The sequence below is a fragment of the Pseudomonas gorinensis genome (assembly GCF_042015035.1).
GTDB classification, from domain to species: Bacteria; Pseudomonadota; Gammaproteobacteria; order Pseudomonadales; family Pseudomonadaceae; genus Aquipseudomonas; species Aquipseudomonas gorinensis.
Map to the genome: position 1 here is coordinate 1673125 of NZ_CP167125.1, position 13363 is coordinate 1686487.

The following is a 13363-nucleotide window of genomic DNA, read 5'->3' on the forward strand; positions in this document are numbered from 1 at the left end:
CTACAAAAAAGCCTTGACTGAACGGCATCAGGGCAAGGGGAGCAGTTTGCTGTGCGACGGTGCTAAGTCGGGGGCCTCCCACATTTCGACCCGGTTTCTTCAAATACTGCTGGCCGGGCTGTAGCGCCGTACGCCTGACTCGGACCGTGGTACCTGCGCCGCGACGCTGCCGCAGGCCTGGAACAGCACCAGGTGTTCAGCCGCGACGCGAATCCCGACATCCGCACCGACCTGATGGTCGGCATGGCTGGGAAAGATCGATTCCAGTTGTGCGCCGGTCGGCAGTTGCAAGCGGTACAAGGTCGATGCGCCGAGGAAGGTCTTGCCGACAATTCGCGCTTTCAAAGCGCTGTCCGGCGCGTAGACGATGTCGTCCGGGCGCAGCAACACGTCCACGGCGCCGCCGGTCGGCCAGGAGTAGGCACGGTTGCCGCGCAGTTCGCCCAGCTCGGTATTGACGGATTCCGGGGTGCTTAGCTGGCCACGAATGAAATAACCCTGGCCAATGAAGCTGGCGACATAGGGCGTCAGAGGTTCGTGATAGAGGTTGTAGGGCGTATCCCACTGCTCCAGGCGGCCTTCTTTGAATACGCCGACATGGTCGCTCACGGCGAAAGCTTCTTCCTGGTCATGGGTTACCAGGATCGCACTGGTGCCGCGGGCTTTGAGGATGTCGCGCACCTCGTGGCTGAGCTTGCGCCGCAGTTCGCCATCAAGGTTGGAGAACGGCTCATCCAGCAGCAGCAGTTGGGGCTCCGGCGCCAAGGCACGGGCGAGGGCTACACGTTGCTGCTGCCCCCCGGAAAGCTCGTGGGGGAAGCGCTTGCCCAGGTTCTTCAGATTGACCAGCTCCAGCAGCTCGGCGACCACGCGGTCTTTCTGCGGGTGCTTGCGAATGCCGAAGGCGATGTTGTCGGCCACGCTGAGGTGAGGGAACAGCGCGTAGTCCTGGAAGACCATGCCAATGCGACGTTTCTCTGGGGCAAGGGTGAAGCCGGCGCTGGAGATGACTTCGCCTGCCAGGCTGATTTCACCGTCGTGCACCGGTTCGAACCCGGCAATCGCGCGCAGGGTGGTGGTCTTGCCGCACCCCGAGGAACCCAGCAGGCAGCCGATGTCGCCGGCATTCAGGTGCAGGTTGAGATTCTGCACCACCCGTTGGTCTTGATAGCCGCATGCCAGATTGCGCAGGTTCAGCAGTAAGGACTGGCTCATGCGTGGTGGTACGCCGGCTCGACCAGGAACTCAAGCAGGGCCTTTTGCGCGTGCAGGCGGTTTTCAGCCTGGTCCCAGGCGACCGAACGTTGATCGTCAAGCAGGTCGAGGCTGATTTCTTCGCCACGGTGGGCGGGCAGGCAGTGCATGAACAGCACATCCGGCGCGGCCAGGTCGAGCAGGGCGCGGGTTACCTGGAATGGCGCAAACAGCGCCAGGCGCTTGGCGGTTTCGTCTTCCTGGCCCATGGAGGTCCAGACGTCGGTGCTGACCAGATGCGCACCGATCACCGCCTCGCGCGGGTCGCGCACAACGGTGACGCGGTCACCCGCCTGTGCCAGGAAGCGGGCGTCAGGCTCGTAGCCTTCCGGGCAGGCGATACGCAGTTGGAAATCGAACTGGATCGCCGCTTCTATATAGCTGTTGCACATATTGTTGCCGTCGCCGATCCAGGCCACGGTCTTGCCCTGGATCGAGCCACGGTGTTCGAGAAAGGTCTGCATGTCCGCCAGTAACTGGCAAGGGTGCAGGTCATCGGACAGGCCGTTGATCACCGGGACGCGTGAGTTGGCGGCAAATTCAGTCAGGGTGCTGTGGGCAAAGGTACGGATCATCACCGCATCGAGCATGCGCGACATGACGATCGCGCAATCGCTGATCGGCTCGCCACGGCCCAGTTGGGTGTCGCGCGGCGACAGGAAGATGGCCTGGCCACCCAGCTGGATCATGCCGGCTTCGAAGGACAAGCGGGTGCGAGTCGACGACTTCTCGAAAATCATCCCGAGCACGCGGTTTTTCAAAGGCTCGAACAGTACGCCGCGGTTACGCAGGTCTTTAAGCTCAATGCCTCGACGGATCACGCTGACCAGCTCTTCGGGCGTGCAATCCATCAGGGAGAGAAAGTGCCTTGCGCTCATCATTAACTACCTTTTTGCAACAGACCGCAGATACTCAAAGCCTTGTTTATTGTGACAACGGGCGAGACCTGCGGCGAAAGCCGCACGGGGCGACGAAATAGGGGAAGGCGCGATCTTATAATTAAATGTCGCGTCTTACCAATAGGGCTACGGTTTTTAGGGGTGTTCAAGAAGGGCGCGAGAGCGCTTTTGAAGACGATTTCCTGACAGCAGCGGGTCATTTGTACACTGGCGTTACGACCTTTTGCAATCTGCGAGGCCGGGCACAGGCCAGGCTGCGTCGCTTTCAGGGGCTGCGCAGGCGTTTTCTGAAACATTTGCTCACGCTTAGCCATGGCTTAGCCTGATGCTCGTCGATTCACAGGACGAACGTTGCTGGCGCCTCTGGCGGTCGCGGCCCATAGTTGGGCCAAAGCCCAATAAAGAGACTGGCCATGACCAAGACTCTCCATCACCGTGCCTGCCATCTGTGCGAAGCCATTTGTGGCTTGACCCTGGAAACCACCCGCGCCGACGACGGTAGCCTGGCAATTACCTCGATCAAGGGGGACCCGCAGGACACGTTCAGTCGCGGCCATATCTGCCCCAAGGCCGTGGCATTGCAGGATATCCAGAATGACCCGGACCGCCTGCACCAGCCTATGTTGCGAGTGGGCAGCGAATGGCAGCCGATCCCCTGGGAAGACGCCTTTGCCCTGGTCGCCGAGCGACTGGCGGGGATCCAGGCGCGGCATGGGCAGAATGCCGTGGCGGTGTATCAGGGCAACCCCAGCGTGCACAACTATGGGCTGATGACCCACAGTAACTACTTTCTCGGCCTGTTGAAGACGCGCAATCGGTTTTCCGCAACCTCGGTGGACCAATTACCCCATCACCTCACCAGTCACCTGATGTACGGCCATGGCCTGTTGCTGCCGATCCCGGACATCGACCACACCGACTTCATGCTGATCCTCGGCGGCAACCCCCTGGCGTCCAACGGCAGCATCATGACCGTGCCTGATGTGGAGAAGCGTCTCAAGGCCATCCAGGCCCGGGGGGGCAAAGTGGTGGTGGTCGATCCGCGGCGCAGCGAGACGGCGGCGATGGCCGACCAGCACATTTTCGTGCGGCCTGGCGGGGATGCGGCGCTATTGTTTGGCTTGCTCAACACGCTGTTTGCCGAGGACCTGACCCGCGACAGCCATTTGCCGGTTGAGGGCCTGGAAGAGGTACGCCGCGCTATCGCCGGATTTACCCCAGAGGCCATGAGCCGTCAGTGTGCGGTGCCTGCCGGGCAGATTCGCCAGTTGGCGCGGGACTTCGCCGCGGCGGACAAGGCCGTGTGTTACGGACGGATGGGGGTTTCGACCCAGGCGTTCGGCACGCTGTGCCATTGGCTGGTGCAATTGATCAACCTGGTGACTGGCAACCTCGACCGCGAGGGTGGTGCGCTCTGCACCAGCCCTGCAGTGGATCTGGTGGCCTCCACCGGCGGTGGGCATTTCAACCGCTGGCAGAGCCGGGTTTCCGGGCGCCCGGAGTACGGCGGCGAGTTGCCCGTGTCGGCACTGGCTGAGGAAATGCTCACCGAAGGCGAAGGACAGATCCGCGCCCTGGTGACAGTGGCCGGTAACCCGGTGCTCTCGACACCCAATGGGCGTCAGTTGGAACAGGCTCTGGACGGGCTCGAGTTCATGGTCAGTGTCGACCTCTATATCAACGAAACCACGCGATACGCCGACCTGATCCTGCCGTCCACCTCGGCGCTGGAAAACGACCATTACGACACCACGTTCAATATGTTCGCCGTACGCAATGTCACCCGTTTCAATCGCGCGATCCTGCCCAAGCCTGAGGGCGCGCTGCATGACTGGGAAATCTTTGTCGGGTTGGCCAAGGCTTTTGCGGCGCGGACCGGTGTGGCACTCAAGCCGACCCTGCCGCCGGCGCAGATGATCGATTTCGGGCTGCGCGCGGGTGCCTACGGTGATGCGTCCGCTCACAAATTGTCGGTGGCAATGCTGGCGGACCATCCCCATGGCGTGGACCTGGGGCCGCTCAAGCCCAATCTTGCCGCGCGACTGAAAACGACCAACGGCCGGGTGCAGGCGGCCCCTGCGGTGATCCTGGCAGACCTGGCGCGTTTTGCGGCGCAGCCGGTACCCGTGGACGACGAACTGCTGCTGATCGGCCGCCGCCATGTGCGCAGCAACAATTCCTGGATGCATAACTATCATCGGCTGGTGAAGGGCAAGCCGCGCCATCAGTTGCTGATGCATCCTGATGACCTGGCCAGCCGTCGGTTGAGTGATGGGCAGCGGGTGAGGGTCAGTTCGCGTATCGGCATGATTGAGGTGGAGGTCGTGGCCAGTTTGGACATGATGCCTGGCGTCGTCAGCTTGCCCCATGGTTGGGGGCATGGGCGTCCGGGGGTACAGATGGCTATCGCCAGCACTCAGCCTGGGGCCAGTGCCAACGACCTGACCGACGAGCGGCAGTTGGATGAGCTGTCGGGGAACGCGGCGCTCAATGGCGTGCCTGTACAGGTCGCGGCCGCATAAGGTGCCCGAGCACCGCGCTGGAATTTTGCGTTACAATGCGCCACCGTGCCGACCTGTGAGTCGCAAAGTTCCAGCCGAGGTGTTCCATGGATATCATCGAAACGATCAAAGAGCAGATTGCCAACAACACCATTCTGCTTTACATGAAGGGCGCCCCAAACGCTCCGCAGTGCGGTTTCTCCGCGAAGGCGTCCCAGGCCGTCATGCAGTGTGGCGAGAAGTTCGCCTACGTGGATATCCTGCAAAACCCGGAAATTCGCGCCAACCTGCCTAAGTACGCCAACTGGCCGACATTCCCACAGCTGTGGGTTGACGGTGAACTGGTCGGCGGCAGCGATATCATCACTGAAATGGCCGCTGACGGTTCGTTGCAGACGCTGATCAAAGACGCAGCGGCAAAAGCGGCAGCCAAGACTGAAGCTTGATGCTGGTGTAAAAGCGCGTAATAAAAAGCCCCGCTTCTCCTGAGAGAGCGGGGCTTTTTTGTACCTGTCGCTAAGGGTTATTCACCCATCTGCGATTGCAGGTAGTTCTCCAGGCTGACCTTGTCGATCAGACCCAGTTGGGTTTCCAGCCAGTCGATATGTTCTTCTTGGTCTTCCAGGATATCTTCCAGCAGTTCACGGCTGCCGAAGTCGCCTTTGGTTTCACAGTGGGCAATGGCGGCCTTGAGGTCGCTGTGGCTCTTGCGCTCGAAGCCCAGGTCGCTGTTGATCATTTCCTGGGTGTGTTCGCCGATGTTCAGCTTGCCCAGGTCCTGCACGTTGGGCAGGCCTTCCAGGAACAGGATGCGCTTGATCAGCGCGTCGGCGTCCTTCATGGCCTTGATCGATTCTTTGTATTCGCGTTTGCCCAGCTTTTCGAGGCCCCAATCGTCATACATGCGTGCATGCAGGAAGTACTGATTGATCGCGACCAGTTCATTGCCAAGGATTTTATTGAGTTGCTGGATGACTGAGATGTCGCCTTTCATGACTGGGGTCCTGCCCTGTAATAGCTGTATATAGGGCGGAGTTTGAGTGTCGAAACCCCTACTGTCAAACCTAAGTTATTGAATAATAAATGAAAATTAATAGGAATAAGAATGTTTGTGTTCCGCGTCTTGACGCTAACTAATTGAAATACGGGCATAAAAAAACCGGACACTCTGTCCGGTTCTTTAAAACACGCTTATTTAAGCGTGTGTAAATTCTGCTGAGTAGGGGAGCGCGGCCTGGGCTGTTTGCAGCTGCGTCAGGGTTTCCCGTACCACTTGCTTGGCGAGGCAGGCGCATTTGCCGCATTGGCTGGCAACGCCGGTGGTTTCACGCACTTCTTTGTAGCTGCAGCAACCTTCATAGATTGCTTCGCGGATTTGTCCGTCGGTGACGCCAGTGCAGAGGCAGACATACATAAGGGAGAACCGTCGCGGGTTGAGGCTTAAGTGCGATGGATCTTAATGTTAACGAGAATGATTGTCAAAGTAGAATCGTAGGTCTTTAGGCTAAACGCCCGCGCGCTGACGAACGGTTTTTTCAGTGTATGATGTTCGGTCTTCACGAAGCGTGACTGCGTCACAGGTCTGTCGCTTAGGTGCGACAGACTCGAGCCCGGTCCTTTTACTTCAATCGTCACCCCTACATCAGGAGATAACCCATGAGCGTACTCGTCGGTAAACAAGCCCCGGATTTCGACGTCCCAGCCGTCCTCGGCAATGGCGAAATCGTTGACAGCTTCAAATTGTCTGAAGCCATCAAAGGCAAATACGGCCTGGTGTTTTTCTACCCGCTGGACTTCACCTTTGTCTGCCCTTCGGAACTGATCGCCCTGGATCACCGCATGGCCGATTTCAAGGCGCGCAATGTTGAAGTGGTCGCCGTTTCCATCGACTCCCATTTCACCCACAACGCCTGGCGTAATACTGCCATCAATGATGGCGGCATCGGCAAAGTCCAATACACCATGGCTGCCGACATGAAGCACGACATCGCCAAGGCCTACGACGTTGAGTCCGAAGGCGGCGTGGCTTTCCGTGGCGCGTTCCTGATCGATGACAAGGGCGTTGTGCGCTCGCAGATCATCAACGACCTGCCGCTGGGCCGTAACATGGAAGAGCTGATCCGTCTGGTCGACGCCCTGCAATTCCACGAAGAACACGGCGAAGTCTGCCCTGCCAACTGGAAAAAAGGCGATAAAGGCATGAACGCTTCGCCTGAAGGTGTTGCGGCTTACCTGACCGAGAACGCTGGCAAGCTGTAAGCCAGATTCCGGGTAAAAAAAACCGGCCTGAGAGGGCCGGTTTTTTTATGCGCGGGCGATGAACTCAGTCGCTGAAGTCTTCCCAGCCACCCATCTGTTTCCAACGGTTGACGATACCGCAGAACAGTTCGGCGGTCTTTTCAGTGTCGTAGCGGGCCGAATGGGCTTCGCGTCCGTCAAAGTCGATACCGGCCGCCTGGCAGGCTTTGGCCAAGACGGTCTGGCCATAGGCCAGGCCGGCCAGGGTCGCCGTGTCAAAGCTGGAGAACGGGTGGAACGGGTTGCGCTTCATGTCCAGGCGTGCCACTGCGGCGTTGAGGAAGCCCAGGTCGAAGCTGCTGTTGTGACCCACCAGGATCGCGCGTTTGCAGCCATTGGCCTTCAATGCCTTGCGCACGCCACGAAAGATATCGGTCAGCGCCGCTTCTTCACTGACTGCCATGCGCAACGGGTGATCAAGCTTGATCCCGGTGAACTCCAGGGCCGCGGCTTCGATATTGGCGCCTTCGAACGGTTCAACCCGGAAGAAGTGCGTGTGTTCCGGGAACACGAAGCCCTGTTCATCCATGCCAATGGTGGTGGCCGCGATTTCCAGCAGGGCATCGGTGGCGCAGTTGAAGCCCCCGGTTTCTACGTCGATGACAACCGGCAGATAGCCGCGAAACCGCTCGGCCATCGGGTGACGGGAACCGCCACCGCTATGTTCGTGTTCGTCGTCGTAATGGTCTTCACTCACTTGCTTTCCTCCAGCAGGCGCCAGCGCAGTGTTTCACCGGCGCGCAGCGGGATAACAGTCAGCTCGCCAAACGGCAGGCTGGCAGGGGCGGTCCAGTCTTCACGGACCAGGGTAATGCGATCGGTATTCGCCGGCAGGCCATAGAAACGTGGACCGTTGAGGCTGGCGAAGCCTTCGAGCTTGTCCAGGGCATTGCGCTGTTCGAATGCTTCGGCATACAGCTCGATGGCGGCATACGCGGTGTAGCACCCGGCACAACCGCATGCGGCTTCCTTGGCGTGCTGGGCATGGGGAGCCGAGTCGGTACCGAGGAAGAACTTCGGGTTGCCGCTGGTGGCGGCGTCCAGCAAGGCCACCTGGTGGGTATTGCGCTTGAGAATCGGCAGGCAATAGAAGTGCGGCCGAATCCCGCCCACCAGCATGTGGTTGCGGTTGTAGAGCAGGTGATGCGCAGTGATGGTCGCGCCCACGTTGGCCGAGGCCTCGGTGACGAACTGCACGGCATCCGCCGTGGTGATGTGTTCGAACACCACCTTGAGCGTGGGGAACAGCTCGACCACGCGGCGCATGTGCTCGTCGATGAAGATCTTCTCGCGATCGAACACGTCGACGTCGCCACGGGTGACTTCACCGTGGATCAACAGCGGCATTCCAACTTCAGCCATGGCCTCGATGGCGGGCAGGATCTTATCGATGCTGGTCACGCCTGAGTCGGAGTTGGTGGTTGCGCCCGCCGGGTACAGCTTGGCGGCGTGCACGAAACCGCAGGCCTTGGCCTCACGAATTTCTTCGGGCTGGGTGCGGTCGGTCAGGTAGAGCACCATCAGCGGTTCGAAGCGGCTGCCGGCCGGCCGCGCAGCGAGGATACGCTGGCGATAGGCGTCGGCTTGCTCGGCATTGCGCACCGGAGGTACCAGGTTAGGCATGATGATGGCGCGGCCAAACGTACGCGCTACATCGGCCACGGTTTGGGGCAACGCAGCACCATCGCGAAGATGAATATGCCAGTCGTCGGGACGCAGCAGGGTCAGGCGGTCGGACATTGGGGATTCCAGGCGGGTCAATCTGGTGGGAATGCTACCGGAAAAGACTCTTGCAGGCACTCGCTATCAAGTTTTGCAGGATGCGACCGATATCCCTGGGTATGCCTTAACGATGTATGACGCTTTGAAGTGTTGTAGAAACCAGTGGAGCCTCCCGTGCGCCAGCATTATCTAGCCCTGCTCAGTGTGTTCGCCAGCCTGCCTGCGATGGCCCTCACGTTCCAGACACGTCTGGAAAATATTGAGTGGAAGGTGGAAGGCGACCAATTCGAGTGCCGCCTGACCCAGCCGATCACCGATTTCGGCTCGGGTGAGTTCGTGCGCCGGGCCGGCGAGCAGGCCACGTTCCGTTTGAAAGCCTACAGCGGCGCGTTGGGCGCGGGCTCGGCCACGTTGCTGGCGGCCGCTGCGCCCTGGCAACCGGGCCGGGGCGATATCAACCTCGGCGCCGTGCACGCGGGCAGTGGCGATGTTCTGTTCAACAGTTCCCAGGCCCAGGCCGGGCGCCTGTTCACCGGTTTGCTCGAGGGGCGCAGCCCGACCGTGCGGCATTACGCCCGCGAGGGCGGCTATTCGGAAATTCGCCTGTTACCGGTGAAATTCAACAAGGCCTATAACGACTATCAACTGTGCACCGCCAAGCTGTTACCGATGAATTACGATCAGGTCAAACAGACCGAAATCGGCTTCCCTGGTGGAGGCATCGAACTGGATGCTGCGGCCAAGCGCAAGCTGGCGGTGATTCTCGCGTTCATGAAAGCCGACCCGACGGTGAACCATATCGAGTTGAACGGCCACTCCGACAACAGCGGCAATCGCCTGACCAACCGCGATGTGTCGCGCCGGCGTGCCCTGGCGGTGATGGACTACTTCAAGGCCAATGGTATCCAGGAGTCGCAGATCACGATGCGCTTCCATGGCGAAAGCTACCCCCTGGCGCCTAATACCAACGCCGCCAACCGCGCCCGTAACCGCCGCGTGAACATTCAGCTCGAGCGCGTTGCCGTTCCGGACAAAACGGCGCCCCAGGCCAAGGCCCCCAGCAACCCTGCTGCCACGTCATAAGGTGCGACCATCGGTCGCTCGGTCGACATAATCTGTCGCTTTATCTTCATTTGCTGTCGCGCCCCTGTAAATTCACGGTTTTGGTCGGTAGAATCGACGCCTTTCCGTAAAACCCCGTGGAGTGATGGCATGGCCGACGTAAACAAGGTCGTTCTCGCGTATTCCGGCGGCCTGGACACTTCGGTGATCCTCAAGTGGCTGCAGGATACTTATAACTGTGAAGTGGTGACCTTCACCGCTGACCTGGGTCAGGGCGAAGAGGTCGAACCTGCACGTGCCAAGGCGCAAGCCATGGGCGTGAAAGAGATCTACATTGACGACCTGCGCGAAGAGTTCGTCCGCGATTTCGTTTTCCCGATGTTTCGCGCCAACACCGTCTACGAAGGTGAGTACCTGCTGGGTACTTCCATCGCACGCCCGCTGATCGCCAAGCGCTTGATCGAAATCGCCAACGAAACCGGCGCTGACGCCATTTCCCATGGTGCCACCGGCAAGGGCAACGACCAGGTACGCTTCGAATTGGGCGCCTACGCGCTGAAGCCTGGTGTGAAAGTGATTGCTCCTTGGCGTGAGTGGGACCTGCTGTCCCGTGAAAAGCTGATGGATTACGCTGAAAAGCACGCGATCCCGATCGAGCGTCATGGCAAGAAGAAATCCCCGTACTCGATGGATGCCAACCTGCTGCACATCTCCTATGAAGGCGGCGTGCTGGAAGACACCTGGACCGAGCACGAAGAAGACATGTGGAAATGGACCGTCTCCCCGGAGAACGCTCCCGACAAGCCGCAATACCTGGAACTGACCTACCGCAACGGCGATATCGTCGCGCTGGACGGTGTCGAAATGACCCCGGCCACCGTGCTGGCGACCTTGAACCGTATCGGTGGCGCGCACGGTATCGGCCGTCTCGACATCGTCGAGAACCGCTACGTGGGCATGAAGTCCCGTGGCTGCTATGAAACCCCGGGTGGCACCATCATGCTGCGCGCTCACCGCGCCATCGAATCCATCACCCTGGATCGCGAAGTGGCTCACCTCAAAGACGAGCTGATGCCCAAGTACGCCAGCCTGATCTACACAGGCTACTGGTGGAGCCCTGAGCGCCTGATGCTGCAACAGATGATCGATGCTTCCCAGGTCCACGTGAACGGCGTTGTACGTCTGAAGCTGTACAAGGGCAATGTGATCGTTACTGGTCGTAAGTCGGATGAATCGCTGTTCGACGCCAATATCGCCACCTTCGAAGAAGATGGCGGCGCCTACAACCAGGCGGACGCGGCAGGCTTCATCAAGTTGAACGCACTGCGCATGCGCATTGCGGCCAACAAGGGTCGCAAGTTGTTCTGAGTCTTTAAGATGGTGTGAAAGATGGCCCCTTTTTCAAGGGGCCATTTTTTTTGCCTTGAAAAAGGTGGGAACCCCATATGTTTAAGCAGTGTTTAATGCGGAATTTTAAGCGCTTAAAAAGTTGAGTTTGCGGGCGTAGCTGTTTTTAAAGGTATGAATGAATTATTTACACCTGATCAGGAACTATGTCTTACAGAAAGTTCACTCACAAAAGTGCGGGGCAGTTGTAAGACGCAGAAAGTTCTGTAGGAAAATTAGGGTGTAAGTAGATATGTTAAATGGAACTGAAAGAGTCAGGCTTTTTTTGCCAGCTCGTACGCGTGAAGGCGACAAACAAGGGGCGTTTCCTGAAACTCCTGTGCGCCACGTTTACCTTCACCCCCTTATGTATTGGATATTTCACTCAAAATATGTGTGCCCCCGGAAAGGTCTGAAAGGCTCCATAAAACTCGATACATCCGCGTTGGTGATTTTTTGTAGGTTAATTCCTATCTGGTTGTGGGTTGGGTCTCTGCTTGCTGTTGCTCAGGGGGGAATGCTATGCCAACTAGGAAACGACTAGGCTATTGTGCTTGCTCTGAATAATTCGAACAGCGAAATTGGACTTTCTCATGAATAAAGTGCTGATCGTGGATGATCATCCCGTCATTCGTCTTGCTGTGCGTATGCTAATGGAACGCCATGGTTATGAGGTCGTTGCCGAGACCGATAACGGTGTCGATGCGTTGCAACTTGCGCGGGAGCATATGCCGGACATTGTCATACTGGATATTGGAATTCCCAAACTGGATGGTCTGGAAGTTATCTGTCGACTGTCCTCCACCAAACAGGCCACGCCGTTCAAGGTGCTGGTGCTGACATCGCAGGCACCCGGGCATTTCTCCATGCGTTGCATGCAGGCAGGGGCGGCCGGCTACGTGTGCAAGCAGCAGGACCTGACCGAGTTGCTGAGTGCTATCAAGGCGGTGCTCTCCGGCTACAGTTACTTCCCGAATCAGGCGCTGAACTCGGTACGTTCCACCATGGGCAACGCCAGTGAGGCGGACATGGTCGAGCGTCTCTCCGGCCGGGAGATGATGGTATTGCAGCAATTGGCGCGTGGTAAAACCAACAAGGAGATTGCCGATGGCATGTTCCTCAGCAACAAGACCGTGAGTACTTACAAAACGCGCTTGCTGCTCAAGCTCAATGCACGCTCCCTGGTCGACTTGATCGAGTTGGCCCAGCGCAACGGGCTGGTATAGGGGAGGGCGTCATCAAGGTAGATCGGCAGAAAAAAGCCTCCGCAAGGGAGGCTTCCGGCCGTCATCGGCTCTATCAGAGGTCGAAATCGTAGTCGGCCAGCTGTTTTTGCAAGCGTCGCTCTTCCAGGAGATTGTCGATAGTGCGGCGTTTGCTTAGATTGGTCTTGGCCACCTCTACTACAGGTGTTTCTGCCCCGTCGTCATCCGACTCAACGAGGTCGTCATCCACTTCCAGTTGTTCTTTGCCAGTGCTCATAAGGTTAACTCCGGGCTAAGACTGCCGTTGGCGCTCCTTATAACGATAATCCATGGATGGGTAAAAAAGATTTTTTCAATCGACTGATCGTAAAAATCAATGATTCCTCAATCGTCGGAGGTTTTTTCCTTGTACTCGCATAGGTCCTCGATGCGACAGCTGCCGCAGCGTGGCTTGCGCGCCTGGCAGACATAACGCCCGTGCAGGATCAGCCAATGATGCGAATCGAGCAGATAGGGCTTGGGAACAAACTTCATCAGCTGCTTTTCCACTTCCACCACGTTCTTCCCGCGTGCAATGCCGGTGCGGTTGCTGACACGAAAAATATGTGTGTCCACGGCCATTGTCAGCTGGCGAAACGCCGTATTGAGCACCACATTGGCCGTCTTGCGGCCCACGCCGGGCAGCGCTTCCAAGGCTTCGCGTGTTTGCGGTACTTCACCGCCATGCCGCTCCACCAGCAGGCGGCAGGTCTCGATGACATTCTTGGCCTTGCTGTTATACAGGCCGATGGTCTTGATGTACTCGGACAAACCCTCAACGCCCAGGGCATAAATCGCCGCGGGTGTGTTCGCCACAGGAAATAGCTTGGCCGTGGCCTTGTTGACGCCCACATCGGTCGATTGGGCCGAGAGAATCACGGCAATCAGCAACTCGAATGGCGATGAGTAGGCCAGTTCGGTCTTGGGTTCCGGATTGTCTTCGTGAAGCCTGCGAAAAATTTCCAATCGTTTTGCGGCGTTCATGGGGCGAGCGGCT

14 protein-coding genes are annotated in these 13363 nt (G+C 58.4%); 6 read left to right on the forward strand and 8 right to left on the reverse strand.

Features of this window, described 5'->3' with window-relative positions; all coding sequences use genetic code 11:
* Positions 1 to 99: 99 nt before the first annotated feature.
* Together AB7933_RS07520 and argF are read right to left on the reverse strand one after the other, a co-directional pair.
* Entirely contained in the window at positions 100 to 1215 is a 1116-nt protein-coding gene (locus AB7933_RS07520) for an ABC transporter ATP-binding protein (protein ID WP_024073709.1), read from the reverse strand.
* The gene (gene argF, locus AB7933_RS07525) at positions 1212 to 2132 is read right to left on the reverse strand and encodes an ornithine carbamoyltransferase (protein WP_024073710.1); all 921 of its coding nucleotides are present in this window, start codon (positions 2130 to 2132) and stop codon (positions 1212 to 1214) included. Before argF ends, AB7933_RS07520 begins: the two co-directional genes overlap by 4 nt.
* A 434-nt stretch (positions 2133 to 2566) precedes the next feature.
* Between argF and AB7933_RS07530 the strand changes: the two genes are divergently transcribed.
* The gene (locus AB7933_RS07530; protein WP_024073711.1) at positions 2567 to 4675 is read left to right on the forward strand and encodes a molybdopterin oxidoreductase family protein; all 2109 of its coding nucleotides are present in this window, start codon (positions 2567 to 2569) and stop codon (positions 4673 to 4675) included.
* Positions 4676 to 4761: 86 nt separating this feature from the next.
* Positions 4762 to 5100, forward strand: coding sequence for a Grx4 family monothiol glutaredoxin (gene grxD / locus AB7933_RS07535; protein ID WP_024073712.1), 339 nt, complete (start codon positions 4762 to 4764; stop codon positions 5098 to 5100).
* A gap of 77 nt (positions 5101 to 5177) precedes the next feature.
* Here the strand turns inward: grxD and bfr are convergent, their stop codons facing one another.
* Both bfr and AB7933_RS07545 read right to left on the reverse strand, forming a co-directional pair.
* The gene (bfr, locus tag AB7933_RS07540; RefSeq protein ID WP_024073713.1) at positions 5178 to 5648 is read right to left on the reverse strand and encodes a bacterioferritin; all 471 of its coding nucleotides are present in this window, start codon (positions 5646 to 5648) and stop codon (positions 5178 to 5180) included.
* A 201-nt stretch (positions 5649 to 5849) separates the two neighbouring features.
* Entirely contained in the window at positions 5850 to 6068 is a 219-nt protein-coding gene (locus AB7933_RS07545) for a bacterioferritin-associated ferredoxin (protein ID WP_010564137.1), read from the reverse strand.
* 242 nt (positions 6069 to 6310) lie between these two features.
* On the opposite strand from AB7933_RS07545, the gene AB7933_RS07550 reads away from it, so the two are divergent.
* Positions 6311 to 6913: a peroxiredoxin gene (locus AB7933_RS07550; RefSeq protein WP_024073714.1), complete on the forward strand. Its 603-nt coding sequence runs from the start codon at positions 6311 to 6313 to the stop codon at positions 6911 to 6913.
* 64 nt (positions 6914 to 6977) lie between these two features.
* Here AB7933_RS07550 and rnt read toward each other — a convergent pair whose 3' ends face one another.
* Positions 6978 to 7649, reverse strand: coding sequence for a ribonuclease T (gene rnt / locus AB7933_RS07555; protein WP_024073715.1), 672 nt, complete (start codon positions 7647 to 7649; stop codon positions 6978 to 6980).
* Positions 7646 to 8692, reverse strand: coding sequence for a dihydroorotase (gene pyrC, locus AB7933_RS07560; protein WP_024073716.1), 1047 nt, complete (start codon positions 8690 to 8692; stop codon positions 7646 to 7648). The genes rnt and pyrC overlap by 4 nt, the downstream gene beginning before the upstream one ends.
* A 156-nt stretch (positions 8693 to 8848) precedes the next feature.
* Here pyrC and AB7933_RS07565 point away from each other — a divergent pair, with 156 nt between their 5' ends.
* From AB7933_RS07565 to AB7933_RS07575, 3 genes are all read left to right on the forward strand, one after another.
* Positions 8849 to 9757, forward strand: coding sequence for a flagellar protein MotY (locus AB7933_RS07565; protein WP_024073717.1), 909 nt, complete (start codon positions 8849 to 8851; stop codon positions 9755 to 9757).
* 129 nt (positions 9758 to 9886) lie between these two features.
* A complete protein-coding gene (locus AB7933_RS07570) occupies positions 9887 to 11104 on the forward strand; it encodes an argininosuccinate synthase (protein WP_024073718.1) in 1218 nt (405 codons plus the stop codon).
* A 611-nt stretch (positions 11105 to 11715) separates the two neighbouring features.
* On the forward strand, positions 11716 to 12348 hold the full coding sequence (locus tag AB7933_RS07575) for a response regulator transcription factor (RefSeq protein ID WP_017844627.1): 633 nt from the start codon (positions 11716 to 11718) through the stop codon (positions 12346 to 12348).
* 73 nt (positions 12349 to 12421) lie between these two features.
* On the opposite strand, the gene AB7933_RS07580 is transcribed toward AB7933_RS07575, so the two are convergent.
* Together AB7933_RS07580 and nth are read right to left on the reverse strand one after the other, a co-directional pair.
* A complete protein-coding gene (locus AB7933_RS07580; protein ID WP_024073719.1) occupies positions 12422 to 12604 on the reverse strand; it encodes a PA3496 family putative envelope integrity protein in 183 nt (60 codons plus the stop codon).
* A gap of 107 nt (positions 12605 to 12711) precedes the next feature.
* Positions 12712 to 13350 carry an endonuclease III gene (gene nth / locus AB7933_RS07585; RefSeq protein WP_024073720.1) on the reverse strand — a complete coding sequence of 213 codons (639 nt, stop codon included), beginning with the start codon at positions 13348 to 13350 and terminating at the stop codon, positions 12712 to 12714.
* Between the last annotated feature and the right edge of the window lie 13 nt (positions 13351 to 13363).

What these genes read in the sequence shown, in the direction of transcription:
- AB7933_RS07520 (WP_024073709.1), bottom strand. Translation starts at nt 1,215, where the DNA reads ATGAGCCAGTCCTTACTGCTGAACCTGCGCAATCTGGCATGCGGCTAT.
- nth (WP_024073720.1), bottom strand. Translation starts at nt 13,350, where the DNA reads ATGAACGCCGCAAAACGATTGGAAATTTTTCGCAGGCTTCACGAAGAC.
- AB7933_RS07530 (WP_024073711.1), top strand. Translation starts at nt 2,567, where the DNA reads ATGACCAAGACTCTCCATCACCGTGCCTGCCATCTGTGCGAAGCCATT.
- AB7933_RS07570 (WP_024073718.1), top strand. Translation starts at nt 9,887, where the DNA reads ATGGCCGACGTAAACAAGGTCGTTCTCGCGTATTCCGGCGGCCTGGAC.
- AB7933_RS07545 (WP_010564137.1), bottom strand. Translation starts at nt 6,068, where the DNA reads ATGTATGTCTGCCTCTGCACTGGCGTCACCGACGGACAAATCCGCGAA.
- AB7933_RS07550 (WP_024073714.1), top strand. Translation starts at nt 6,311, where the DNA reads ATGAGCGTACTCGTCGGTAAACAAGCCCCGGATTTCGACGTCCCAGCC.
- AB7933_RS07580 (WP_024073719.1), bottom strand. Translation starts at nt 12,604, where the DNA reads ATGAGCACTGGCAAAGAACAACTGGAAGTGGATGACGACCTCGTTGAG.
- grxD (WP_024073712.1), top strand. Translation starts at nt 4,762, where the DNA reads ATGGATATCATCGAAACGATCAAAGAGCAGATTGCCAACAACACCATT.
- AB7933_RS07575 (WP_017844627.1), top strand. Translation starts at nt 11,716, where the DNA reads ATGAATAAAGTGCTGATCGTGGATGATCATCCCGTCATTCGTCTTGCT.
- argF (WP_024073710.1), bottom strand. Translation starts at nt 2,132, where the DNA reads ATGAGCGCAAGGCACTTTCTCTCCCTGATGGATTGCACGCCCGAAGAG.
- bfr (WP_024073713.1), bottom strand. Translation starts at nt 5,648, where the DNA reads ATGAAAGGCGACATCTCAGTCATCCAGCAACTCAATAAAATCCTTGGC.
- pyrC (WP_024073716.1), bottom strand. Translation starts at nt 8,692, where the DNA reads ATGTCCGACCGCCTGACCCTGCTGCGTCCCGACGACTGGCATATTCAT.